Origin of the sequence: Sulfitobacter sp. SH22, assembly GCF_965641905.1 — a bacterium.
Taxonomy (GTDB): domain Bacteria; phylum Pseudomonadota; class Alphaproteobacteria; order Rhodobacterales; family Rhodobacteraceae; genus Sulfitobacter.
In genome coordinates this window covers 3,150,119-3,175,684 of record NZ_OZ282573.1, presented here as the reverse complement: position 1 = coordinate 3,175,684, position 25,566 = coordinate 3,150,119, and the positions used below count along the sequence as shown (strand labels likewise).

General features: G+C 59.6%; 16 protein-coding genes. 8 read left to right on the top strand and 8 right to left on the bottom strand.

Features of this window, described 5'->3' with window-relative positions:
• Nucleotide 1: 1 nt before the first annotated feature.
• Both ACSQ13_RS17500 and gpmI read right to left on the bottom strand, forming a co-directional pair.
• A complete protein-coding gene (locus ACSQ13_RS17500; RefSeq protein ID WP_176248904.1) occupies nt 2-1,132 on the bottom strand; it encodes a murein hydrolase activator EnvC family protein in 1,131 nt (376 codons plus the stop codon).
• Nucleotides 1,129-2,646 (bottom strand): 2,3-bisphosphoglycerate-independent phosphoglycerate mutase, encoded by a 1,518-nt coding sequence (gene gpmI, locus ACSQ13_RS17495; protein WP_176248903.1) that lies wholly within the window; start codon nt 2,644-2,646, stop codon nt 1,129-1,131. Before gpmI ends, ACSQ13_RS17500 begins: the two co-directional genes overlap by 4 nt.
• A gap of 183 nt (nt 2,647-2,829) precedes the next feature.
• Between gpmI and ACSQ13_RS17490 the strand changes: the two genes are divergently transcribed.
• From ACSQ13_RS17490 to polA, 3 genes are all read left to right on the top strand, one after another.
• Nucleotides 2,830-3,009 carry a zinc-finger domain-containing protein gene (locus ACSQ13_RS17490; protein WP_176248902.1) on the top strand — a complete coding sequence of 60 codons (180 nt, stop codon included), beginning with the start codon at nt 2,830-2,832 and terminating at the stop codon, nt 3,007-3,009.
• A gap of 35 nt (nt 3,010-3,044) precedes the next feature.
• Nucleotides 3,045-3,680, top strand: coding sequence for a TIGR02117 family protein (locus tag ACSQ13_RS17485; RefSeq protein ID WP_295512098.1), 636 nt, complete (start codon nt 3,045-3,047; stop codon nt 3,678-3,680).
• 125 nt (nt 3,681-3,805) lie between these two features.
• Nucleotides 3,806-6,601, top strand: a complete 2,796-nt coding sequence (polA, locus tag ACSQ13_RS17480; RefSeq protein ID WP_176248901.1) for a DNA polymerase I — start codon at nt 3,806-3,808, stop codon at nt 6,599-6,601.
• Between the two features lie 39 nt (nt 6,602-6,640).
• On the opposite strand, the gene ACSQ13_RS17475 is transcribed toward polA, so the two are convergent.
• From ACSQ13_RS17475 to ACSQ13_RS17465, 3 genes are all read right to left on the bottom strand, one after another.
• Nucleotides 6,641-6,874 (bottom strand): DUF2798 domain-containing protein, encoded by a 234-nt coding sequence (locus ACSQ13_RS17475; protein ID WP_176248900.1) that lies wholly within the window; start codon nt 6,872-6,874, stop codon nt 6,641-6,643.
• Nucleotides 6,871-7,626: a hydroxypyruvate isomerase family protein gene (locus tag ACSQ13_RS17470; protein ID WP_295512143.1), complete on the bottom strand. Its 756-nt coding sequence runs from the start codon at nt 7,624-7,626 to the stop codon at nt 6,871-6,873. The genes ACSQ13_RS17475 and ACSQ13_RS17470 overlap by 4 nt, the downstream gene beginning before the upstream one ends.
• A gap of 73 nt (nt 7,627-7,699) precedes the next feature.
• Nucleotides 7,700-8,278, bottom strand: a complete 579-nt coding sequence (locus ACSQ13_RS17465) for a DUF1285 domain-containing protein (RefSeq protein WP_176248898.1) — start codon at nt 8,276-8,278, stop codon at nt 7,700-7,702.
• Between the two features lie 70 nt (nt 8,279-8,348).
• On the opposite strand from ACSQ13_RS17465, the gene ACSQ13_RS17460 reads away from it, so the two are divergent.
• Genes ACSQ13_RS17460 through ACSQ13_RS17445 form a run of 4 tightly spaced genes read left to right on the top strand, consistent with a single transcriptional unit; the run spans nt 8,349 to nt 15,038 of the window.
• Nucleotides 8,349-9,356, top strand: a complete 1,008-nt coding sequence (locus ACSQ13_RS17460) for an AAA family ATPase (RefSeq protein ID WP_295512095.1) — start codon at nt 8,349-8,351, stop codon at nt 9,354-9,356.
• Complete coding sequence (locus ACSQ13_RS17455; protein ID WP_295512094.1) at nt 9,353-10,237, top strand: DUF58 domain-containing protein; 885 nt, start codon at nt 9,353-9,355, stop codon at nt 10,235-10,237. The genes ACSQ13_RS17460 and ACSQ13_RS17455 overlap by 4 nt, the downstream gene beginning before the upstream one ends.
• Entirely contained in the window at nt 10,234-12,996 is a 2,763-nt protein-coding gene (locus tag ACSQ13_RS17450) for a DUF4159 domain-containing protein (protein ID WP_295512092.1), read from the top strand. Before ACSQ13_RS17455 ends, ACSQ13_RS17450 begins: the two co-directional genes overlap by 4 nt.
• Nucleotides 12,993-15,038, top strand: a complete 2,046-nt coding sequence (locus ACSQ13_RS17445) for a hypothetical protein (protein WP_176248894.1) — start codon at nt 12,993-12,995, stop codon at nt 15,036-15,038. Before ACSQ13_RS17450 ends, ACSQ13_RS17445 begins: the two co-directional genes overlap by 4 nt.
• 11 nt (nt 15,039-15,049) lie before the next feature.
• Here ACSQ13_RS17445 and pbpC read toward each other — a convergent pair whose 3' ends face one another.
• On the bottom strand, nt 15,050-17,077 hold the full coding sequence (gene pbpC / locus ACSQ13_RS17440) for a penicillin-binding protein 1C (protein WP_295512090.1): 2,028 nt from the start codon (nt 17,075-17,077) through the stop codon (nt 15,050-15,052).
• Entirely contained in the window at nt 17,074-22,479 is a 5,406-nt protein-coding gene (locus ACSQ13_RS17435; RefSeq protein ID WP_295512088.1) for an alpha-2-macroglobulin family protein, read from the bottom strand. The genes pbpC and ACSQ13_RS17435 overlap by 4 nt, the downstream gene beginning before the upstream one ends.
• A gap of 142 nt (nt 22,480-22,621) precedes the next feature.
• On the opposite strand from ACSQ13_RS17435, the gene ACSQ13_RS17430 reads away from it, so the two are divergent.
• On the top strand, nt 22,622-24,793 hold the full coding sequence (locus ACSQ13_RS17430) for a response regulator (RefSeq protein ID WP_176248891.1): 2,172 nt from the start codon (nt 22,622-22,624) through the stop codon (nt 24,791-24,793).
• Here ACSQ13_RS17430 and yaaA read toward each other — a convergent pair.
• Nucleotides 24,778-25,557, bottom strand: coding sequence for a peroxide stress protein YaaA (gene yaaA, locus ACSQ13_RS17425; protein ID WP_176248890.1), 780 nt, complete (start codon nt 25,555-25,557; stop codon nt 24,778-24,780). The two genes, ACSQ13_RS17430 and yaaA, sit on opposite strands and share 16 nt — an antisense overlap.
• Nucleotides 25,558-25,566 lie beyond the last annotated feature (9 nt).

The window sequence follows — 25,566 nt, the reverse complement described above, 5'->3', positions numbered from 1 at the left end:
CTCATCCATCCTTGTCGGTTAGGAACCACTCTGCCGGGTCCTGTGGAATATTATTTTCTCTTACTTCTATATAGAGCGTTTCTGAACGCTCTATGCCAGCCCCATCACCATTTGGTGACAACACATTGCCAGTGCTAGAAGCGGGCATCCCCATCAAACCAATCGGCGTCCCCGATGCGATCACCTGACCGGCCTCTCCATAGACGGTATCCAGTCCGGCCAACACAAACAGCGTATTGGCACGCGGCTCAAGGATGATCACGTTGCCAAGGTCCAAAAGCGGCCCGATATAGCGGATTGTCGCTGCTGTAGGGGTGGTCACGATCGCACGGGGCCGTGTGGCAAGGATAATGCCGGGCCGCGTGACACCTGCTGCGTCTGTCTCATTTGCGCGGCGCAGCACAAGGCCCTGAACCGGCAACGGCAGCGTGCCCACCTCTCCGTCGATGTTCAACGGCGCGGGTTCGATCTGTTCAGAGGTCATTTGCGAAAGACCGCTGGCAAACCCCGACAGCGTTTCCGAGGTCGAAATCAGGATCGCCGTGCGCACCGGGTCTTCTGTGAACCGCTTGGGAAGGTCCGTGCGGTTCGCCATAGCTTGGTTCAACTCGGTACGGGCGCGCTGGACCTCGGTCAGCCCCTCTTGCAGTCGCTTGGCTGCATCGGCCTGCAAAACCCGCAGGGTCTGCACATCTTCGAGATCCTGCCGCAACTGGTCAGCGCGCGCATTTAGCGCAGGCGTCAGTTCTGCCAGCAACATGCCTGCCCGTGCCGTGCCAATCGGCCCATCCGGATGCAGAAACAGCGTGGGCGATGGGTTGCCACCAATGCTTTGCAACACCCCTAGCAATTGCGCCACCTCGCCATCGCGGGCTTGCAGCTTTTTGCTAAGCTGCGCCTCGTTTATCGCGGCTTGGCGCAGACCTTCTCGCATGGCACCCAAGCCAACCTCGAACGCCTGAATGGTCTGGGTCAACGCCTGAACGCGGTCACGCGCGCCCTCTGCGGCATCCAGTTGCGCCGATGCCCGCTCAAGATCGCCCATCGCACGGCGCGCCTGATCGGCGGCCTCGGTCTGCGCAAGTCCGGCCAAAGGCCAGATCAGGAGTAAGAAGGCGCAAAGCCGCATCATTCCAGCAGCGACTTTCCGGTCATCTCGACGGGTTGTTCCAGCCCCATCAGTTGCAGCACGGTCGGAGCCAGATCGGCCAGCCGCCCGCTGCGCAGTTTCGCATGCGCCGGCCCGCCAACAACCGCGACGGGGACCGGGTTCAATGTATGCGCCGTATGCGCACCACCGGTTTCGGGGTCGATCATCGTTTCGCAATTGCCATGATCGGCGGTGATAACCATCGCACCACCCGCTGCATCCAACGCCTGCAACACGCGCCCCAAGCCCTGATCCACGGCTTCACAGGCGGCGATGGCGGCATCCAGATCGCCGGTGTGGCCAACCATGTCGGGGTTGGCATAATTCACCACGATCAGATCATACCCATCGTTGATTGCCTTGACAAAATTGTCGGTCACTTCGGCGCATGACATCTCGGGTTGCAGATCATAGGTCGCGACATCGGGCGACTTCGGCATGACGCGGTCTTCACCTGCGGCGGGGGTTTCCTCGCCGCCGTTCAGAAAGAACGTCACATGGGGGTATTTTTCAGTCTCGGCCAGACGGAACTGACGCAAGCCGTGCTGCGCCACCCAAGACCCCAACGTGTTCACGATCTGTGGCTTCGGGTACATGGTCGAGGTGTAAATGCTATGCGCTTCGGAATATTCGGCCATCCCCATCAAGGCGGCCCAATCCGGCCTGTCGCCGGTATCAAAGGCATCAAAATCAGGGGCGCCGATGGCGGCCATGATCTCGCGGGCGCGGTCGGCGCGGAAGTTCAGACAAAACAGGCCGTCGCCATCCTTGGCACCTTCATAGCCCGCAATAACAGTCGGCTGGATGAATTCATCATTTTCGTCGCGCCCATAGGCGGCGTTTACCGCATCAAGCGCCGTTTGCGCCGTCTCGCCGCTGGCCTGCACAATCGCGCCATATGCTTTGGCAACGCGGTCCCAGCGGTTGTCACGGTCCATCGCGAAATAACGCCCGCTCACAGAACCGATCCGCACACCACTGGGCAGCGCGTCATGCAACGTCTCGAAAAACCCGACCGCCGAGCGCGGGGCCACATCGCGCCCGTCCGTCAGAGCGTGGATGACCACAGGAATGCCCTGGTCGTGCAACGCTTTGACGGCGGCAACCAAATGGGACAGATGGCCATGCACCCCGCCATCAGAGACCAGGCCCATCAGATGCGCCGTGCCACCGGTTTTCTTCAACTTTTCGATAAATGCCAACATGGGCGGATGCGTGGCAAAGCTTCCCTGCTCGATCGCAAGGTCGATCTGGCCCAAATCCATCGCCACGACTCGGCCCGCACCAATATTGGTGTGCCCCACTTCGGAGTTGCCCATCTGCCCCTTGGGCAAACCGACATCCGGCCCGAACGTGGTCAACGTGGAACTGGGGCAATTTTGCATGATCCAGTCGAAATTCGGGGTTTTCGCCAGCAAAGGGGCGTTGCCTTCAGCCTCGGCGCGCTGACCCCATCCATCCAGGATGCATAATACGACGGGTTTTGGGGATGCCATGTGACGATTGCTCCGACAGATTGGGATGTTTTGCGTCTTTTAGCGGCAGATTGCCCTTTGGTGAACCCAATTCAACCCAGATTACAAACTTGTAGAGTTCCACCGCTCAAAACATTGCCACCCCTTGCCCTGACGGTCTGGTTTGGTCATAACAACAGCGCATCCAAAGCCAAGGACGACCACATGACTACGCAAGCCCCAGAATCCCGCATCGTGAACAGTTGGCGCGTCGCTTGTGACGGCGGCGAAGGCGCTTTGGGCCATCCCCGCGTCTGGCTGCAAATCCCGCATGATAAAGGCTGGGTTGAATGCGGCTATTGCGATTGCAAATTCATCCATCAGGATTTTGAGGGCAAAGTCTGAGGAAACTCGCCAGATGGCTGAGCCTGCTTGCGCTTGTGCCCGCGCTCTATCTGTCGGCGGCCATCCTCGGGGCGATTATCCCCAGCCCTGCAGCACCTGATACCGATGCCAAAACACGCGAAGTTTTACTGGTAAGCGGCCCGATCCACTATGATCTGGTGCTGCCGCTTGACGCACTGAGTGTGAAACGCTTCACCCCGCTGGCTGAGTTGGGGATCTGGCTTGACCATCCTGCCGCTGAATGGCTCGTAGTTGGCTGGGGTGCCCATGATTTCTACACCCAAACCCCGACCTATGCCGATATGAGCCTGCCTGCGATCTGGCGTGGCATCATCGGGGACAGATCTGTCCTGCGCCTTGATATTGCAGGGGCACTGCCCGACGACCTGCCCGCGAGACCTCTTGCGCTGTCAGAGCGCGAATATGCCGCCCTGCTGGACGGGATATGGGCGACCCTGAAAACAGATGCCGACGGCGAGCCCATCAGATCTGATGTTGCCGGCTACACGCAAACCGACGGTTTTTTCGAGGCCAAAGGCACATTCCACATTCTGCGCACCTGCAATGTCTGGATCGGCGAAAGATTGCGGGAGGCAGGGATTCGGTTTGGCATTTGGACGCCGATGCCTTTGTCGGTCAGCCTGTCCTTTGATCTTTACCAATCCAGGTGATGCAGCGGCGGGACGCTCCGCGGGGAGTTTATTTGGCAAAATGAACACGGGGCTGTGCAGAATGTCTGCTGGCAGGTGCGGCGGCTTCGTGGCAAAAGAGCGCAATCATCTAGGGGAGCACTGATATGTCCGGCACATTTGGCAAGGGTCACCATCTGCATCTGATCGACGGATCGGCGTTTATTTTTCGCGCCTATCACGCGCTTCCCCCGTTGACGCGCAAATCGGACGGGTTGCCGATCGGGGCTGTGGCCGGATTTTGCAACATGCTGCACCGCTATGTCGAAGGGAACACCGGCCCTGATGCGCCCACCCATGCCGCCGTGATTTTCGACAAGGGCAGCCATACGTTTCGCAACGACATGTACGACCTTTACAAGGCCAACCGCGAGGCCATGCCCGAGGATTTGCGCCCCCAGATCCCCCTGACACGCACTGCGACAGAGGCATTCAATATCGCGTGCAAGGAAAAGGAAGGCTATGAGGCGGATGACATCATCGCCACTCTGGCTGTTCAGGCGCGGGCCGCTGGCGGGCGCTGCACGATCATCAGTTCGGACAAGGATTTGATGCAACTGGTGGGCGGCGGCGTGGAAATGCTGGACGCGATGAAGAACAAGACCATCGACCGTGAGGGCGTGTTCGAAAAGTTCGGCGTCTACCCCGAACGTGTTGTCGATGTGCAGGCTTTGGCCGGCGATTCAGTCGATAACGTGCCCGGCGCGCCCGGTATCGGCATTAAAACGGCGGCCCTGCTGATCAATGAATTTGGCGATCTGGATGCCCTGCTGGATCGGGCGGCCGAGATAAAGCAGCCCAAGCGCCGCCAGACGTTGATCGACCATGCCGACCAGATCCGCCTGTCGCGCAAACTGGTGTTGCTGGATGAAAACACGCCGCTGGACTTTACTCTGGACGATCTTGAGGTGCGCGCGCCCGATGCAGACAGGCTGCTGGGCTTTCTCGCCGAAATGGAATTCCGCACCCTGTCCAAGCGCGTGGCCGAAGTATTGGGCAAAGAAGCCCCGGTCATCGAAGAACCCAAGGCCAAGGATGCCCCCGTCGTTGCGGAAGTCGGCTTTGATGCCGGGGGCTATGAACAGGTCAGCGATGCCAAGGCCTTGCAGGGCTGGATCGACCGGATTTACGAATTCGGCTATGTTGCCGTGGACACCGAAACAACCGGCCTGGATGAAATGGTTGCCGATCTGGTTGGCATTTCCTTATGCGTTGAGCCGGGCAAGGCCTGCTATATTCCGTTGATCCATAAAACCCATTCTGCCGACGACCTGTTCGGTTCGGATGATCTGGCTGAGGGGCAGATGCCGACCGAAGAAGCCCTGCGGATGCTGACGCCGATGCTGACCGATCCGTCGATCCTCAAGATCGGCCAGAACATGAAATACGACAGCAAGATTTTCGCGCAGGTCGGCATCAAGGTCGCGCCGATTGATGACACGATGCTCATGTCCTACGTCATGCATGCGGGTCTGCACGGGCACGGGATGGACACGCTATCGGAACGCTATCTGGGGCACACGCCGATCCCGATCAAACCGCTGCTGGGGTCTGGTAAATCCGCGATCACCTTTGACAAGGTGCCGCTTGCCGATGCTGTCCCCTATGCCGCCGAGGATGCCGATATCACCTTGCGTCTGTGGCAGCTGTTCAAGCCGCAATTGCACCGCGTCCAGGTGACCAAGGTTTACGAAACCCTTGAGCGCCCCTTGGTGCCGGTTCTGGCCGCGATGGAACGGTCCGGCGTCAAGGTTGATCGCGACACCCTAAGCCGGATGTCCAATGCCTTTGCCCAGAAAATGGCCGGGCTGGAGGACGAGATTTACGAGATGGTCGGGCGCAAGTTTAATGTCGGATCGCCTGCGCAGGTGGGCGAGGTTCTGTTCGACGACATGGGCCTTGAGGGCGGCAAAAAGGGTGCGAACGGGAAATATTCCACCGGTGCGGACATTCTGGAAGACCTTGCCACCGAACATGATTTCCCGCGGCGCATTCTGGACTGGCGGCAACTGTCCAAGCTGAAATCGACCTATACGGACGCCCTTCAGGGGCACATCAACAAAGACACCGGCCGCGTGCACACATCCTATTCGATTGCGGGGGCGTCCACAGGCCGTTTGGCGTCGACCGATCCGAACCTGCAAAACATCCCGATCCGGTCGGAAGAAGGCCGCCGCATTCGCGAGGCCTTTGTCGCAGAGCAGGGTAAGGCGCTGGTTGCACTGGACTATTCCCAGATCGAATTGCGTATTCTGGCGCATATTGCCGACATTCCCGAGCTGAAACAGGCGTTTCGCGATGGCATCGACATTCACGCCCTGACCGCATCCGAGATGTTCGGCGTGCCGCTGGACGAGATGACACCAGACGTGCGCCGTCAGGCCAAGGCGATCAACTTTGGTGTGATTTACGGCATTTCCGGCTTTGGTCTGGCGCGCAATCTGCGCATTCCTCGCGCCGAAGCGCAGGGGTTCATCGACCGCTATTTCGAACGTTTCCCCGGCATTCGCACCTATATGGACAACACCAAGGCCTTTGCCAAAGAACACGGCTATGTTCAGACGCTGTTCGGCCGCAAGATCAACACCCCCGAGATTGGTGCCAAAGGCCCGCGTGCCGGTTTCGCCCAACGCGCCGCAATCAACGCCCCGATCCAGGGCACAGCGGCCGATGTCATTCGCCGCGCCATGATCCGCATGCCGGATGCAATCAAGGATATTCCGGCGACGATGTTGTTGCAGGTTCACGATGAACTTCTGTTCGAGGTCGAAAAAGGGGCCGAAGATGATTTGATCAAGGCCGCCCGCCACGTGATGGAAAATGCCGCGGACCCTGTGGTTAAGCTGGATGTAAAGCTGACCGTTGATGCGGGCGTTGGTGCGAACTGGGCCGAGGCACACTAGTCGCCGCGGAATCGATAATATCGCGGTCTTTCGCTGGCCTCAGACCTGTTCGTTTCTGACCAGTCTGGCGACAATACGCCGGGCCAGCGGCGCGACGATCAATACCGTGGGAAAAGCCACCAGCCAGCTGGTGAGCCACGCGCCGATCCACACCCCGAACAGCCCGGTTTCCCAACCTGTAGCGCGGATAATCGCAATGCCGGAAACGATAAAAGACATGATTCCCGACAGGAAGAAACCAAAGGCGATCGGCGCAAAACGGGCAGGTATCATAGCATTCTCATCCAATTCAGACTGTCTTGGGTCCGTGGGCCGGGGTTATATTCACCACTTATCCAACCGTCATAGCCAGCACCAGCCATCACCGCAAAAAGCTTGGTAAAATCGATATCGCCACTGCCCGGGGCACCGCGATCAGGGGTGTCGCCAATCTGAGCGTGAACGATATGGGGCTGGTAGGTTTCAAAAACCCGTGCAGCATCGCCGTGGATCATCTGTGCATGATAGCTGTCGAACTGAAGCCCCAGATTCGGCATCGAAACGGTGTTCAGAACCTGCTTGGCCAATCCGTAATCATTCAGGAAATACCCCGGCATTGCCACAGGGTTGAGCGGTTCAATCGTCAGCACCAGCCCGTCGGGCGCAGCATTCGCCGCCCAGATCAGGTTGCGGCAAAAGGTTTCGAACGCTGCGTCGCCTTGTCCGGGGCCGGCCATCACATGCAAAAAACGCGCACCCAGCGCTTCTGCATATTTGAAGGCGCGCAAGATATCCTTGCGAAACACATCGACCAGTTCAGGCACCGCAGCAAAGCCGCGTTCCCCGCCTGCGGGGTTCAGCGGTGGTGCGTTGATCAAGACAAGCGTCAGCCCGTTCGCCTCACACGCAGCCTTGGTGGCGGTTACGGGCACGTCATAGGGAAACAGGATTTCGACAGCCGTGAACCCGGCCTGTGCGGCGGCTTCAAACCGGTCGAGATAGTCGATCTCCTGCCACAAAAGGCTTAGGTTTGCGGCAGGTTTCATGCGCATTGTGCTCGTCTTGTTTTCTGTCGGTTCATGCTATCAAAACCGCAGGGAAAGACCAGTAGAACAGACCCTAATCAGGCAATTCGTTCGAGGGGATCAGCCCGAAAAACACACCGCCCGACCAAACGCCAAACCAGCCTTCGTGGTGTTCACCCAAGTCAACAAGCCGGTAAAAGCTTTTGCGATCTATCAATGCTTCCAGATTGCGGCGCACACGCACATAGGGCGACGGCTCGCCGGTTTCGGCATCCCGCACAACGCGGATCGGCAAATCGTCACTGGCGGTCGCGATGTCATCAAGGTTGGTCTTGAAAACCAACCTCTGATCGCGCCCTTCGCCCTGCACATCGAAATCAACAGCAATGAATGGCGCGTCTTCAACCCTGATCCCCACCTTTTCAACGGGCGTGACCAGAAAGTATTTATCGTCCTCGCGGATCAGAATCGATGCAAACAATTTGACCAATCCACGACGGCCAATCGGCGTCCCTTCGTGGAACCAGGTACCGTCGCGCTTGATCTCCATGTCGATGTCACCGCAAAACGGCGGGTTCCACGTCTCGACAGGCGGCAATCCGCGTGTTTTTGTGGCGGAAACAGAGGCAGCAAGGCCTGCGGCGGTCGGGGTCACGGTTTTTTGTCCACTCATTGCTTTTGCCATTTCCAGTTCACAAGATACACTTACACATAACCTATATAATTCAGAGGACGCAAAAGTCATGACCGAAGCCAGCGATATGGTAGCCGATATTGAAGCACTCGGGGAAAAGCTGGCGCAGGCAAAAGCGTCTATCACCAATCGTTTTATCGGTCAGGAACGGGTTGTCGACCTGACATTGACCGCGCTGCTATGCGGCGGGCATGGCCTGCTGATCGGTTTGCCGGGTCTGGGCAAGACGCGGCTGGTAGAAACGCTCAGCACCGTGATGGGCCTTGAAGGCAACCGCGTGCAATTCACCCCCGATCTGATGCCCGCCGATATTCTGGGCTCCGAGGTGTTGGATACCGCCCCCGACGGCACCCGCGCCTTCCGCTTTGTCGAAGGGCCGATCTTTTGCCAGTTGCTGATGGCCGACGAGATCAACCGCGCCTCGCCGCGCACGCAATCCGCCTTGCTGCAAGCGATGCAGGAAAAGACCGTCACGGTAGCAGGTCAGGACCGCCCCCTTGGCAAGCCGTTCCACGTTCTGGCCACCCAAAACCCGATCGAACAGGAAGGCACCTATCCGCTCCCCGAAGCGCAGCTTGACCGCTTTCTCGTTCAGATCGACGTGGCCTATCCCGACCGCAAAACCGAACGTGATATTTTGCTGGCCACGACGGGCGAAAATGATGCGCAATCCACTCAGGTCTTTTCGAGCGATGAACTGCTGGCCGCGCAAACCTTGTTGCGCCGTATGCCGGTGGGCGACTCAGTGGTTGAAATGATCCTCGACCTTGTCCGCGCCTTCCGCCCCGACGAACCGGAAGCCAGCGCAAGGGTGCGTGAAACCGTCGCTTGGGGCCCCGGCCCGCGTGCGGCGCAGGCGTTGATGTTGACCGTGCGCGCCCGCGCCTTGTTGCAGGGTCGTTTGGCCCCCTCAGCAGAAGACGTGATTGATATGGCGCGTCCGGTGCTTAGCCACCGCATGGCGCTGAACTTTGCCGCACGCGCACGCGGCGACAGCTTGAACGATCTGATTGACACGACCGCCACCAGCCTGACCGGGAAAAAGGCCGCAGCGTGAAAACCCCCGCAACCCTTCGCGCCGATGCCGAAGCTCAGGCAGCCCGGTTTCCGGATCTTCTGGCGCGGGCGGAACATCTGGCGGGCGCTGTTTTGCTGGGTGCGCACGGACGACGACGCGCAGGTGTCGGCGATGATTTCTGGCAATACCGCCCCGCACAGGCGGGCGACAGCCGCCGCCGGATTGATTATCGACGCTCGGCGATGGGCGATCAGGAATTTGTGCGCGAACGCGAATGGCAGATTGCGCAATCCGTCATGCTTTGGGTCGATCAAGGGGCGTCCATGCGGTTTTCATCAGACGTGAAACTGCCGCAAAAGATTGACCGCGCGCGGTTGCTGGGCCTTGCCGTTGCGATCATGCTGCAACGCGGCGGCGAACGTGTGGGGCTCACGGGCACAGCACTGCCCCCACGTTCTGGCAGGCCGCAAATCCTGCGTTTGGCCGAGATGTTCTGCAAGGATGACCCCGCCGATTATGCCCCCCCAGAACACCGCGCCATGATCCCCCATGCCCGCGCGCTGTTCATCTCGGATTTCATGGGTGATCTTGAGGGGGTGACCCTTGCCCTGACCAAAGCCGCAGATCGCGGGGTGCGCGGTGTTCTGTGCCATCTGCTGGACCCGTCAGAGGAAGCGTTTCCCTTTTCGGGCAGAACCATATTTCAAAGCATCGGCGGCACGCTAAGCCACGAAACCCTAAAGGCCAGTGATCTGAAATCCCGCTACCTTGAACGCCTTGCCGAACGCAAATCCGAGCTTCAACGCCTGTGTGCGCTGACCGGTTGGCATTACGGCGTGCATCACACGAACGCCTCTGCGCAATCGGCGCTGTTGTGGCTGTATTCGGCGCTGGATACCCGCGCGGGGATGGCAGCATGACGGTATTGGGCGGCATCGGTTTTTCAGCGCCGTGGCTTTTGCTGGCGCTTCTTGCGCTGCCTATTCTGTGGCTCATCCTGCGGGCCGTTCCCCCCGCGCCGATCCGCCAAAGATTTCCGGGTGTGGCGCTTCTTTTAGGCCTGAAAGATGACGAAAGCGTTTCTGACCGCACCCCGTGGTGGTTGCTGCTTTTGCGTATGCTGGCCGTTGCCGCGATTATCATCGGGCTGGCCGGCCCCATTCTGAACCCGCAAGAACAACAGGCCGACGGGTCTGGCCCCTTGCTGATCGTGCTGGACGGGTCATGGGCCGGGGCCACGCGGTGGCAGCAACAAAGCGAAGTGATCGACGCGCAGCTGACCCGTGCCGCCCGCGCGAACCGCACCGTGGGCTTTCTGACCCTCACCCGCCCCGAAGAACCGGCATTTCAATCCGCGGATGTGTGGCGCACGCGGCTTGCCGGTTTGCAGCCTGCCGCCTGGCAACCCTCGGACGCTGACATCATTCGGGCGATTGAAATATCCAAAACGCTCGACGGGTTTGACACGCTCTGGTTCAGCGACGGGCTGGATTATGCAAGCCGCAGCAACATGCTGGATGCGCTGCAAGATCAGGGTGCCGTCGAAGCATATCAGACCGGTGCGAATGTGCTGGCGATGGCCCCTGCCAGCTACAAGGACGGTGCCATCACATTGACCGTAAAACGCGCTGTGGCCGGGGATGCCCGCGAGGTTATCCTGAACGCCCAGGGCCGTGACCCCGCCGGAAACGCGCGTGTTCTGGCCACCGTGCCTGCGCAGTTTAAAAACGGTGAGACCGAAACCTCCGCCGCGCTTTCCTTGCCAGCCGAGCTGCGCGCGCGGATCACACGGTTCGACATTGCGGGGCAGCGATCAGCCGGAGCGACGACGCTGGTGGATGACGGATTGCGCCGCCGCGAAGTTGCCCTGATCGCAAGCCGCGAAAACCGCGAAGGTTTGGAACTGCTTTCGCCCTTGCACTATATCGAACAGGCCCTTGCACCGGCTGCCGATATTATCCACGGGTCGCTTGCCGATGTTCTGCCCGCCAACCCCGATGTGATCGTTCTGGCCGACATCGCAACCCTGTCCGAAGCTGAACAAGCCCCCTTGGAAAAATGGATCGAAGCCGGTGGCATGCTGGTACGTTTCGCAGGCCCGCGTATTGCCGCCAGTGACATTTCGCGCGACGCCGAAGACCCGCTGATGCCGGTTCGCCTGCGCGCGGGTGGCCGCAGCGTTGGGGGCGCGATGAGCTGGGGAGAGCCTAAATCGCTGGATACATTCCGCGAATCCTCGCCCTTCTTCGGGCTCGAAGTTCCGGATGATGTGGTGGTGTCGGCCCAGGTGGTTGCCCAACCTGACCCCACCCTTGCCGACCGGGTAATTGCATCGCTTAGCGATGGCACACCGCTGGTCACGCGCAAGGCGCTTGGTCAGGGTCAGGTCGTCTTGTTCCACGTGACAGCGACTGCCGAATGGTCGACCTTGCCGCTGTCTGGCCTGTTTGTGCAAATGATGGAACGCTTGGCGATTTCATCCTCGACCGCGTCGGTAGAGGCGCAGGATCTGGCAGGCACCACATGGACGCCGCTGCGGGTGATGGACGGGTTTGGCCAGCTGAAAGACGCAGGTAACCTGCCCGGCGTCGATGGTGCCGATCTGGCGGCAACCCCCGCCGGACCAACCTTGCAACCGGGGATATATGCATCAGGTGATCGTCGCATCGCCCGCAATGTGGTCACAGATCAGACCACACTGGCGGCAGCCACATGGCCCGGCGACGTGCCTGTGCGCGGTCTGGCTGTTGCGCCCGAAATGCCGCTGGCCGGATGGCTGCTTAGCCTGTCGATTCTGCTGTTGCTTGCAGATGTGGTGGCGTCACTGGCCCTGTCCGGTCGGTTGCTGAAACGCAGCAATGCCGCGGCGATCATCTTGGTTTCACTGATGCATATCCCTGCCCCGGCCGATGCGCAAACCGCTGATGAATTTGCCCTGAATGCCACCGCCGAGATGACGCTGGCCTATGTGATCACCGCGAACCCCTCCGTTGACGAACTGTCAGAGGCGGGCTTGCGCGGGCTGTCGGACACGTTGTTTTTCCGCACCTCGGTAGAACCCGCAAACCCCATCGGCGTCGATCTTGAGGTGGACGAGCTGGCGTTCTTTCCGATGCTTTACTGGCCCATCACACCGGACCAGCCGCGCCCGTCCGGCGATGCCTATGCAAAGCTGAATGCCTATCTCAGGTCGGGGGGGCTTATCCTGTTCGACACGCGCGATGCAAATATCGCAGGTTTCGGCGGGTCCAGCCCGAATGGCCGCAAGCTGCAAGACCTTGCTGCACCGCTGGACATCCCCCCGCTTGAACCGCTGCCGGGCGACCACGTGCTGACCCGCACCTTTTATCTGCTGCAAGATTTCCCCGGCCGCCATACAGGTCGTGATATCTGGGTCGAAGCATCCCCCCCCGATGCCGAACAGGTCGAAGGCATGCCGTTTCGCAACCTCAACGACGGGGTCACACCGGTTGTCATCGGGGGCAACGACTGGGCGGCGGCCTGGGCCGTGTCCCCCAATGGCGTGCCAATGGTACCGGTGGGACGCGGGTTTGCAGGTGAACGCCAACGTGAACTGGCCTACCGGTTCGGCGTCAATCTGGTCATGCATGTGCTGACCGGGAATTATAAATCGGATCAGGTCCATGTGCCTGCGCTGCTGGATCGGTTGGGCCAATGACTTCCACAATCGTTTTTGATCCGATGATCCCCATGGTTTTGCTGGGCGTGGTCGCGGCGATTGCCCTTGTCGCGACACTTCTGGCTGTGCTGCGCGGTTTGCAAGGATGGGCCTTGCGCGGGCTGGCCATGCTGGTGGTGCTTGCCGCGCTGTCTGGCCCGTCCTTTCAACAAGAAGACCGCGCGCCCCTAAGCGACATCGTGATCCTGCTGGAAGACAAAAGCGCCAGCCAAAATCTGGGCGACCGCACAGACCAAAGCACCCAGGCCGCTGACGCGATTGCTGCGACAATCGCAGCGCGGGACAACACCGAATTGCGCCGCGTGGCCATCCCCGATGGTGCAGGCGATGCCGGAACACAGCTGATGACCGCCTTAAGCGAAGCACTGGCCGAAGAACCGCGCGCGCGGATTGCTGGCATTCTGGCAGTCAGCGACGGGCGTATTCACGATGCCGATCTGCCAGTCGATCTGCCCGCTCCGCTGCATCTGCTGATGACCGGCAAGGAAACCGACTGGGACCGCCGCCTGTCCGTGCGCAACGCGCCTGCCTTTGCTATTATCGGCGAACCGGTCACGCTGACCTTGCGGATTGACGATCTGGGTGCAGCCCCTGATGCGGGCGGCTTGGCGCGGATCGATATTTCCGTTGATGGAGAAGAGGCGCAATCCTTTCGCGTGCCGATCGGGCAAGACCTAGACCTGCCCGTGACCCTGCCCCACGGCGGGCGCAACGTGATCCGGTTTTCCCTGCCCGAAGCCGACGGGGAACTGACCGACCGCAACAACGTGGCGCTGATCCAGATGAACGGCGTGCGTGACCGCTTGCGCGTGTTGCTGGTCAGCGGTGAACCACACCCCGGCGGGCGCACATGGCGCAATCTGCTGAAATCCGACAGCTCGGTCGATCTGGTGCATTTCACGATCCTGCGCCCCCCCGAAAAGCAGGATGGCGTCCCCGTTGACGAACTGTCCCTGATCGCCTTTCCGACCCGTGAATTGTTCATGGAAAAGATCGACGACTTCGATCTGATCATCTTTGACCGCTACAAACGGCGCGGCATCCTGCCCGGTCTGTATCTCGAAAACGTTGCGAATTATGTGCGCAAGGGCGGTGCCGTTCTGGTGGCCGCGGGGCGTGATTTTGCCAGCGCCGACAGCCTGTTTCGGTCGCCGCTTGGCGCGGTGCTGCCGGCAACACCCTCCGCGCGCGTGATCGAAGAACCGTTTCTGCCCATCATATCCGATTTGGGCGAACGCCACCCCGTCACCACAAACCTGCCTGGTCGCGGGGATTGGGGCCGGTGGCTGCGCCAGATTGATGTCACAGACCCCCAAGGCGATGTGGTCATGACCGGCAAAGACGACCGCCCCTTGTTGATCCTCAACCGGGTTGAAGAAGGCCGTGTGGCGCTGCTTGCCTCTGACCATGCGTGGCTGTGGAGCCGTGGCTATGAAGGTGGCGGACCCCAGTTGGAACTGCTGCGCCGCCTTGCCCATTGGATGATGAAAGAACCCGAACTGGAGGAAGAAGCCCTGACTGCAACCGCCGAGGGGCAAACCATGCGCATCATACGCCGCAGTCTGGGCGACGCCGTTCCTGATGTCACTATCACTGCGCCCGACGGCAGCACGGTCAACATCCCGCTTTCTGAAACCGCGCCGGGTGTGTTCGAGGGGCTTTTTGAGGGGCCTGAGATTGGACTGTACCGTCTTGAAAACGGCGATCAGGTCAGCGTTATCGGTCTGGGGCCAGCGGCACCGCGTGAATTCGTCGATACGATTGCGAGTGATGAAACCATGGCCCCGATCCTTGCCGCAATGCGCGGTGGCATGGTGCGGGTCGAAGACGGATTGCCCCGTATCCGCGAGGTCAGGCCCGGTCGCCCTGCCGCAGGGCGTGGCTGGATCGGCCTGACACCTCGCAACGCCTACGAGACACGCGATGTGCGCCAAACCCCGCTGCTGCCCGGTTGGCTGGTTCTGCTGCTCAGTGCGCTGCTGATCGTGGCCGCATGGCTGCGCGAGGGACGACGGACCTAAGCCAGCCATGGCTACTGCAATCTGATTTCGACCTCGGCACTGCGGCCTTTGGCGTCAATCACGGATATCCGTGAAAAGCCCAGATCGTCCAGCGGCAGGACGGTAGAGCGCTCTCTCAGCCCCGTCAGAACCGCAGCACCGTTGACCAGAACCGTCAGCGGCAACTCCCCTGCATCCAGCTTGAGCGGAACACCATAGCCGGCCCGGTGCAGAACTGCGCCTTGGGGCGGAAACTGCACGACGGGCCTATTTGTGGCGGGTCTGAACGCGGCGGATCTGCTGCGAAACCGCTGCAAGGGCAAAGGCAGTTCTGCCGTGCTCACCATCAGCGTTTCCGGCGGGGGCATCGGCCCCGGGCTGCGCGTGCCTGAAACGCGGCCAAACGCCTCGAACAGGATCGGCGCAGCAAGATCACCGCCAAAGGCCCCCGGTACCGGTGTGCCATCCGGACGCCCCAGCCAAACACCGATGACATGCTGGCCGTCGAAACCGATGCTCCATGCATCGCGGTGACCATAGGACGTGCCGGTCTTATAGGCGATCTGGCGTCGATGGGCGGCCACCCCCGGCGGCGGTGCCAAATCGGCCAGAATATCCCACAGATGCCAGGCGGATGCGCGGGACATGATCTGCTTTGCCGCAGGCTGCGGCATCTGTTGTTGCCAGACCAACGGCTGCACTTTGCCGCCATTCGCGACCCCGCCGTAAAGCTGCACCAGATCATTCAGGGTCAGCCCCACGCCCCCCAAGGCCACCGCCAGCCCGGGTTTGCCACCCGGTACGACAGCCTGTGCACCGCCTTTTTTCAGCAATCCCATCAGCCGGGCCGGTCCGATTTCCTGGGTCAGCAGGACCGGCGGGATGTTCAAGGAAAGTTGCAATGCCTCGCGCACGGTCAGTTCGCCGCGATACATGCCATCGAAATTTTGCGGCGCATAGCGACCGAAACTTGTCGGGGCATCGTTGATCAGGCTTTCCGGATGCACCAAGCCTTGGTCAAATGCCAACCCATAGATGAAGGGCTTGAGCGTCGATCCGGGCGACCGCAAGGCGCGCGTCATATCAACAAACCCCAAAGCACCTGCCGCATCGGAATAATCGGGCGAGCCCACCGATGCGATGACCTGCCCCGTCTGATGGTCCGCGACGACAATCGCTGCAGAGAGATGCGCAGAGCGTCCTTGCACAGCCCGCCGCGCCAACTGTTCCATCTGCCCTTGCAGTCCCGCATCAACGGTCAGGTCAATCCGCTGCGTTGCGGGCGCGCGGTCACGGGCAAAGTCGGTCAAATGAGGGGCCAGACGGGGAAATGGCCGCATACGGCGGGGCACCGGCGCAAGCCGCATCCGCGAAGGGGCTTGCACCCGATCAAGCACACGGTCACGCGCCTGCAATGCGGCATCCGGATGACGGTCGGGGCGTCTGCTTTCGGGGGACTGTGGCAGGGCGACAAGCAATGCCGCCTCGTCCATATTCAGGCGTGCGGGTTCTTTTCCGAACCACGCCAACGATCCGGCGCGCACCCCCTCTAATGGCCCGCCATAGGGCGCATGCGTCAGGTAAAGCGACAGGATCTCATCTTTGCCAAATGCGCGCTCAAGCGCCAGAGCCACGCGGATCTGCCTGATTTTACCGGGCCAGCGCCCCGTGCCGGAATTCTCGAGCAGCCGCGCGACCTGCATTGTAATCGTCGATCCGCCGGAGACGACCTTTCCCTCCCAGACAGCCTGAAATACTGACCGAAGCGCCGCGCGCAGATCGACGCCTGCGTGGGAATAATACCGTTTGTCTTCGTAGGTGATCAGCATCTCAAGATATGCCGGATCGATTTCGGCCATTGCGGTTTTCATACGGGTTCGCCCGTTTTCCACCGGAAAAACACGCAGCAAAACGCCATTGCGGTCATGCACCTCGACCGAAGTTTCTACCGACATCAGGGGCAGGTCGGTGGTCGCAACCCAGTGATCGGCCCAATCCCGCGCGCCAGCCCCAAGCCCGAGGGTAAGCACCACAATGAAAAGACCATAGCGGACGATCATCGCGAGATGGTCACTTGGCCCGTTGGGGTATTTGCACGGTATTCAGGACGGTACATATCCGAAACCGTTGCTGCGGGGTGATGATACTGCCCCGGCGTGACGGCCCGCACGACATAGGCCAGCTGGAACGGGTCGGAACCGCGATGGTTTACGGCGGCCAAAAAGCGGTCTGACCGGAATTCGGCATGTTCAGCCTCGGCAGTGGTCAGCCAATCAAGCGCTGCGATATCGCCGCCGCGAATAAGGTTGGGGTTGTCGATTTCAAACCCTGCGGGCAATGGATCATCGACCATCAGCCGCGCGCCCATTTCCTCGAACGGGGTGATCCTGAGAACCACCACCATACGGTCACCGGATGCAAAATCTGTCGCCGCCGGGGTGCCCTCCATCGAGAAATAGCTGCGATCGATGGCATAGCCATAGCCGCCTTCGGAGGGCGAAATTTCAGGTACGCCATAGGTCGTCATTTTCACGTCGATTGCAGCAGCGCTGGTGTTTTCGATAACAGAGGCAACAGGGTTTGCGTCACTAAGGGTGGTGATCACCGCACCTTCGCTTTGCTTGCCATCCACCAGAATGCCCGAATTGGCGTTGGGTGCCATCAGCGCATGGGCGGCAAGCACGACTTGTACGGCTTCCTGGGTCGACAAAGCCCCCGTGTTAGATCCTATTTCAGAGACTAAACTGGCCTGATTGATTGCAGTGCTTCCCGCCTCCACCGCGAGGGTCAGCAGCCCGGCAGTATCGCGCAGATCACTGCCGTAGTCGTCTCTCCAGGCAAGGGGATCGGCAGGTTTGCTCAGGCGCGATGCGGCTTTTGCGAACATCAGATCGGCGCGCAATGTATCACCGTAAGACGCCAGCGCAGCGCCCAATTGGGCCAAAGCCAACGGCGTGGCAAAGCTGTCTGCTTTTGTATCGGCATAGTAGCGCAGATCGCCCATATTGGCCGCACCTTCGCGGGCAAGGACCAGCAAGGCATAAGCGATGTCTTCGCCGCCGAAATCAAAATCAGGGGCATAGCTGATCCGGTTGCGCAAATTATCCATCGCTGATGCAAACGCCAGATCGGGCACATCCACCCCTTCGCGACGGGCCCGCGACAAGAAGTCGGTCACATAGGCATCAAGCCAGAAGGCACCGCCCTGAGGCCCCCACATCCCAAAGCTGCCATTGCGCGACTGGCGGGTCAGGATTTGGGTCAGTGCCTTGGTGATCTTGTCGTTCAGGCGGGCGGGTTCACCCAAGCCTGACTGGCTGGCCATTCCGCTAAGGTACAACAGCGGCATCGCACCCGATGTCAGTTGTTCGGTGCAGCCGTACGGATAGCTGTCCAATTGCCGCAACAGTTCCGGCACATCGAAACGCGCCAAGGGCCCCGCTGTCAAAGTGGCACTGGCGCTTCCCACCCGCAAACCGGCAAAGACGTTGCCATCAAAGGTAAAACGCTCCCCCGCCCCAAGGCTGAACTGACGGGTCACCGCCACCTTTGGGTCGTTGTCCCGCACCGGAAGCGTCAAAACCTTGCGCAGGGTTTTTCCGTCCGGCGTGGTCAGTTCGACCGTGATCAGCGGATCACCGGGCTCGCGCGCGGTCAGGGGGATCGACAGGGTCTGCGCACCACCTTGCGGCAAAGTCACAAGGGTCGGAACGTCAGCCAAGCCAACCTCGGCATCCGCCAGCACAGAGAGGTTCATGTCGCCGGAAGGGCCATCGGCATGGACCAGTTCCAACAACAACCGGCTTTCATCGCCCGGTGCCAAAAACCGCGGCACAGATGCGGTTACGACGACCGGATCACGGGCCAAGACTTCGGTTGATGCGTCCCCGACTGCTGTGTCAGACCACGCGACTGCCATCAGCTTGATCGCGCCGTTGAAAGCGGGGCGGATGATATCGACTTCGGCGCGCCCGTTCGCGTCAACCGTGATCGGGCCGGAAAAGAACGCCATCAATTCTTCGGTGGGTGGCGGCGATTGCAGTTGGGCGTTGGCCGCAGCATCGCCACCAGATCGCACAGCCCCCATTGCCCCATTCATGCCATCGATCAGACGCCCGTAAATATCCCGCAACTCGACGCCCATGCGGCGCTGGCCAAAATAATGCCCTGTCACGTCTGGGGTTTCGAACCGTGTCAGGTTCAGAATACCCACATCAACAGCGGCAAGGGTGACATAGGCCGTCTCTCCCGCAGCAATACCATCGACCAAGACAGACGCCCGCAGGATGCCCGGCTGCCCGTCGACAGATTCCGGTGCATCAAAGCTGACGTTCAACTGCTTGTTGCCCGGCCGCACCTTTGCATGGACCAGCCCCAACGCGCGGGCGGGGTTCAGGTTTTGGGCGACATCCATTGGCCGCAGCACCGATACCGTGACATATGCCCCTGTCCCCCAATCGGCGGTCACGGGCAGCGGGATGACGTTTTCGCCAGCCACCACGGATACCGTTTGGCGCGAAATCACCTTGTTCGACAGGACCGAGACAAGCGCCGTGCCGTCAACATCGGGGACAATCCGCAGCTTTGCAGTATCCCCGACGGAATAGTCGGCAGCATCCAAGGACACCGTCAGACGGTCGGGGGTATCCGTGCTGCCATCGCCGCCATACCAACCTGAGGCAAAATCAACCGATGTGATCGCGCCGCTGCCGTCCAACGCCTCGACGACCAGTTCGTATTGGCCCCATTGCGTGGGCAGGGTCACTGCCGTTGGCTGACCGTCAAGTGTCAGCTCACCGGTATCCATGCGAATGCGGCGGGTGATCGGCTCCCACTCCCAATTTCCATAAAGCTGATACCACTGGTATCGCGTTTCAACCTTGTTGACGGTCCAACGCACATCCATCTGGCCAGCGCTGCCATCCGGTTTCACTGCTACAATGTTAAAAACCGCCTCGGCCCCTTCGGCAAGCACATCGTCGAAACCCGGCTTAACGCCGATCAATGACGTCTCGGGCCGCAGCGCCTTGCTCAGGCGACGTTCCACCGGGCGGCCTGATCCTTCGGCGACGCGAATGATGGTTTCGGCCAGCAACGGCTGGTCTGGACGCTCTTGCAGCACGGGCAGCTTCAACGGGATCGTTACAGTGCCATCGGCACCCGTGACCGCGTCACCCAAATAGGACGTTCGCGCCGTGAACTGCGTATCGTAACGCCCGAAACGATAGCCGTCCCAACCGTCAAGGGTTCGGGTCGCCCGCAAGCGCACTTCGCCCTCAACACCCAGATTGGCCCCCGCCCCGCCAAACAGATAGCGCACATCGACACGCAAGGGGGGCGTATCGCCCAACCGTATCGGCGCATCAGGCAGCGCGAGGTCAAAGTCGATCCGTTCGGGCACGAAATCTTCGACCAAGACCGTCTGGCTGGCCAAGGCCGGCGCATCAAGGTCTGACATGATGTCGACACGCCAGACGCCACGCGGCACATTCCCCCCCAAGGGCAGCGCAAACACATGCCCGCCCGCGACCGAATTCCGGCTGGCAGTGCGGCTGTATTCGACACCATCAGGCCGGTGCAGAACCGCTGAGACCGGTAAATCGAGCAGGGCGGCGGCTTGGTCGTTGCGGTTCAGGGCTGTGATATAGATCGTATCGCCCGCGCGATATGCGCCGCGATCTGTGGTCATGAAGGTATCAATTGGCGGACTGGGGGCACGCCCTTCGACGCCACGATCTGACAGATCAAAGGCCGGATCGTTCAACGAAAGAAATGCCACGTCCTGCGTACCGTTTTCAGCCATCAGCAAAGCAGGGGCTGCGGCACCCGAACCGCGTGTTAATCCGGCTGGAAACTTCGCAAATCCGTCCTCGCCAACTGTCGCGGTGCCCAAAACGGCATTCGCCTGCGAAATCAACGACAGCGTCACACCCGAAACAGCGCTTGCATCAGCCAGACTGCGCACAGCGACCTCTAGCCCGTCCACACCTTGCCACGTTGAAATGCCCAAATCGGACAGCACGAACCACTGTGTGGCTGCGGGGAAATCATAAGGGTCCTGACCATCAATTGACGCGCTTAACGTATAGATTCCGGCGGGCTGACCCCCAAGGACATCCCCCAAGGGCAGGCGCGTTGTCATGTCGGCGTTCAGGGTGTTTTTGACGTCTCCGGTGCCGGTCCAAACCTCTTGGGCCAGATTTTCGGCAAACTGTTCACCCTCATAGTTGTTCAGGGGCCGCCCGAAATAGTTTTCCTTTATCGCGGCGACCAGATTTCGATCGCTGACTTTGCGCAACACCAGATCAACACGATCAGTATTCACGCTTTCGATGGGCAGGGCGGCATCCGCGCTGCGGGGCAGGACATAGGCCCGCCCCGGAAACCGGACCAGCGGGGTGCGGTCACGCACATAGAGGACAAGCGGCACATCCTTGTTCAGCACCTCGCCGCTGGCCGCTGGCAAGCCTGCGCGAAACGTCACCTGATACCGCGCCCCGTGTTCCACGCCATCAATGCAAATCTGCTGGTCTTTGGCTTCGACCGCAAAACCGGCACCATCAATCCTGACGAACGGCGTGTAATCTGTTCCGCCCTGGATCAACGGCTCCGAAAACTCGGCGCAGATGCGCGGGGCAGCGGCATCGCTATCCACGCGGTGGTCCGTGATCCGAAACCCGTATTTCCCAATCGCGTCATCCAGCGCGGCCAACAGATCGGGGCGTTGGGAATTTGCGTGTGCAAGGCGCAAAACAGGGATCATGTCGCGCCCACGATTATTCGCCTCGAGCGCTTGGGCAAGCAGTTCCAGCGCCAATGTCTGCCCCGATGGATCGGACGCGCGCAAGTATCCGTTTATGGCGGCCCCAACCGCGTCGCTGCGCAAAGCGGTCCGCTGCTGATAATTCAGTTCATCATTCTCGCGCAGGCCAATGCGCGCCAGTTGCAGCCAGAACATGGCGTCATCCGTGGCCGCGATTGCTTGCCCCGTCGATCGCAATGTCTGCGCCGAGAATGACTGATCCGGCGCATCCAAGGGGTAGGTTCGGGCAATATCAGCGACCAGATTGAACGCTGCGGTCAAATCATCGCGGGGCAGAAACGTCAAATCCCCGGCCCGCATCTGCGCCTGTGCAAGCATCGCAGGATCAACCGCCACACGCCGCGCGGACATGGCACCGTCATAGAACTGCTGATCGGAAATTGCCGCCTTGGGGAAACATGAATTGGATCGGGTGTTATAAGTAAACGCCTGACACCTGTCCTGCGCGACACAGGCCCGTTCACACGCCGCCAGCGTGGTGTCGAACAGGTTGGTCAGATCGGCCCCGTAATAGTCGATGTTACGGACGAAAACGAAACGGTCCTTGGGCATTGCCTGCTGCGCAAAGGCAAGGGGCGATAGCCCGACCCAGCCAACAACCAAGCCTGCAGAAAGCAAAAGGTGGCGGATGAGTGTCATTGGGACGTCTCCTTTGAATGATGATTTATCGTCGCACGCTTCCGCCTTGTCTGGCAAGCATCAGGGAATTTCTTAAACAGTTGTTCACCTCGTTCGCGGAATGTCTGAGGGGAGACGAAATATCACGGATTCGGAGCGGGGCATGAACCTGGCAGACAAGCTGACGCAGGAACGGCGCGGTCGACTTGCGGCGGAGCGGATGCTTGAGCTGAAACAAGCAGAGCTGTTCGCCGCCAACCGCAAGCTGGGCCAACATGCGCAAAGGCTGACCGATGAAATCGTCGAAACCCGCGCCGAAGTGGAAAACATTCGTGGTGAAAACCAGCGGGTCAAATCCGACCTCAACGCCGCGCGCGAAAAGATCGAACTGACCGAACGCAGGCTGTGGCAATCGATTGAAACGATCAAGGACGGCTTTGCTTTGTTCAATCACAATAACGAAATGATCATGGCCAACCGTGCCTTTCTTTCGGTGTTTGACGGGCTTGAGCTGATACGTCCGGGTGTCAATTACGTAACGATCCTTCAGGTGCTGACCGAGGAAGGGATCGTGAATACCGGTAATCTCTGTCCGAAAAGCTGGCGGCGGCTGATGACAGAACGGTTGCAGGATCCCGAGCCCGAGCCGACGGTCATACAGTTATGGAACGGGCATCACATCAAGCTGACTGATCAACGCGGCCCAAGCGGCGACATGGTATCTTTGGGGTTGGATATTTCCGCAACCGTCGAATACGAGCGCAAGCTGCAAGAGGCTCGCGCCATCGCCGAAAGCGCCAACCGCGCGAAATCGGCGTTCCTTGCCAACATGAGCCATGAAATCAGGACACCGATGAATGGCGTTGTCGGAATGGCAGATGTTTTGCGTGACACGGAACTGACCGAAGACCAGCAGCTTTATGTTGATACGATCAAGAATTCCGGCGAAGCACTGTTGGTGATCATCAACGATATTTTGGATTATTCGAAAATCGAAGCCAAAAAACTCGATCTTCACGTCGAACCCTTTGACCTCGAACGCGCGATCCAAGAGGTCATCATGTTGCTGCAGCCGCTGGCGCGGGAAAAGGGTCTGGGTCTTGCCCTGGATTATGATCTGTTCATGCCCACCCATCTGGTTGGCGACCCCGGGCGTATCAGGCAGGTCTTGACCAATCTTATGGGGAATGCGGTCAAATTCACCGGCCACGGCCATGTTCTGGTGCGTGTCACAGGTGTGCCTGACGCCGAAACCGGCAAGGTTTTGGTGAAAATCGCGATAGAAGACACCGGCATCGGTATCGCTCCGGCCATGATTGGCCACATATTCGGTGAATTCAATCAGGTCGAAAACGAACGCAATCGCAAATTTGACGGCACGGGTCTGGGGCTGGCGATCTGCCAACGTCTGATCCAGATGATGGAGGGCGAAATCTGGGTAACCTCCCAAGAACAGGTCGGGTCGTGCTTTGGATTTGAATTGCCGTTGAAAGCGGATGGCCAGATTGACACCTCGCACCCGCCCCTGCCGAAACAACTGCGCCACGTCATGGTGGTGGAGTCCGAGACGATAAACCGCTCGATTTTGGTGAAACAACTCGAACAGCTTGGGCTCAAGGTAACCTGCTGTGACACTGCGGAAATCGCTTTGAAGGCGGTCGATGCTGACGTGGGGCTTATCATCGCCGATCACATCATGGCAAAGATGGACGGCTTTGAACTTGCCACAGAGCTGCGCAAGATGAACCAGCTGTGCGAGGTCATCGTTATCAGTTCAAATCCGGCCTTCGCTGAAAACGATCCTGCGCGCAAACTGGTCAAAGCTGTCCTGAAAAAGCCGATCCCGCGCAGTGATCTGCTTGCGCAATTGGCGACAATCTGTGTGCCCGAGGCCCCGCGCGACAAGGCCGTAGCGCGCAAAATGCGGATATTGGCCGCCGAGGATAACAAGACGAACCAGCTTGTTTTCACCAAAATGATCCAGAGCCTTGATATCGACCTAAAGCTTGCCAACAACGGCGAGGAGGCGGTCGCGCTGTTTGAAACCTTTCAGCCCGATATGATTTTTATGGATATTTCCATGCCCAAGATGGATGGCAACGAGGCGACCACTGCCATTCGAAACCTCGAAGGCCAGATTGGCAGCCATTGTCCGATCGTCGCCCTCACGGCCCATGCAATGAATGGTGACGATACGGCTATCCTTGCGACCGGCCTTGATCATTATCTTACCAAGCCACTGCGAAAACCGGATATCATTGCCCAGATCAGGAAACATCAACCCGCGGGCACCGTCCCGTTAACCCCGCAAAGCGAACATCAAGCCGCAGGATAAGGGCGCAGGAAAACCGGCTTTTCAGGTGTCGACATGTCTTTGTTCCAGGCATAGCCACCGATGTCGAAATCGCGAATGGACCCCGGTTCTTTCAGCCGGTTCTGGATGACGAACCGTGCCATCGCACCGCGTGCCTTTTTGGCATAAAAGCTCACGATTTTCGGGCCTTTGCCATCGCTCTTATCCTCCATGAACTGGGGGGTAATGACGCGCAAATTCAAAGCATTCAGATCAACAGCGCCGAAATATTCCTGACTGGCACAGTTGATCAAGATATCACTGCCCGTCGCATCAGATTGCGCGTTCAATGCCTCCGAGATTTTTGAGCCCCAGTATTCATACAGGTTCTTGCCCTTTTGCGTTTTCAGCCGGCTGCCCATTTCAAGGCGATAAGGCTGGATTCCGTCCAACGGACGCAAAACCCCGTAAAGTCCTGAAAGAATACGCAAATGATCTTGGGCATATACAAGTTCATCGGCGTCGAGGCTGGCTGCTTCCAGACCCTGATACGTGTCGCCGGCAAAGGCCAGTGCTGCAGGCCGCAGCGCATCGTCATTCGGGTTGTCTTGATAGCTGGCGAAACGATCACGGTTCAGCCTGGCCAGATTTTCGCTCAGATGCATCAGCGATTTCAGGTCATCCACACTCAAGTCACGCGCTGACCGCACAAGGTCTGCGGCATTGCCCAACATATCCGGCGTCGTCATTGCCACATCGCGGGCGTCCCAATTGATCTTTTTGGCGGGCGAAATAACAGTGAGCATGGTCATCCT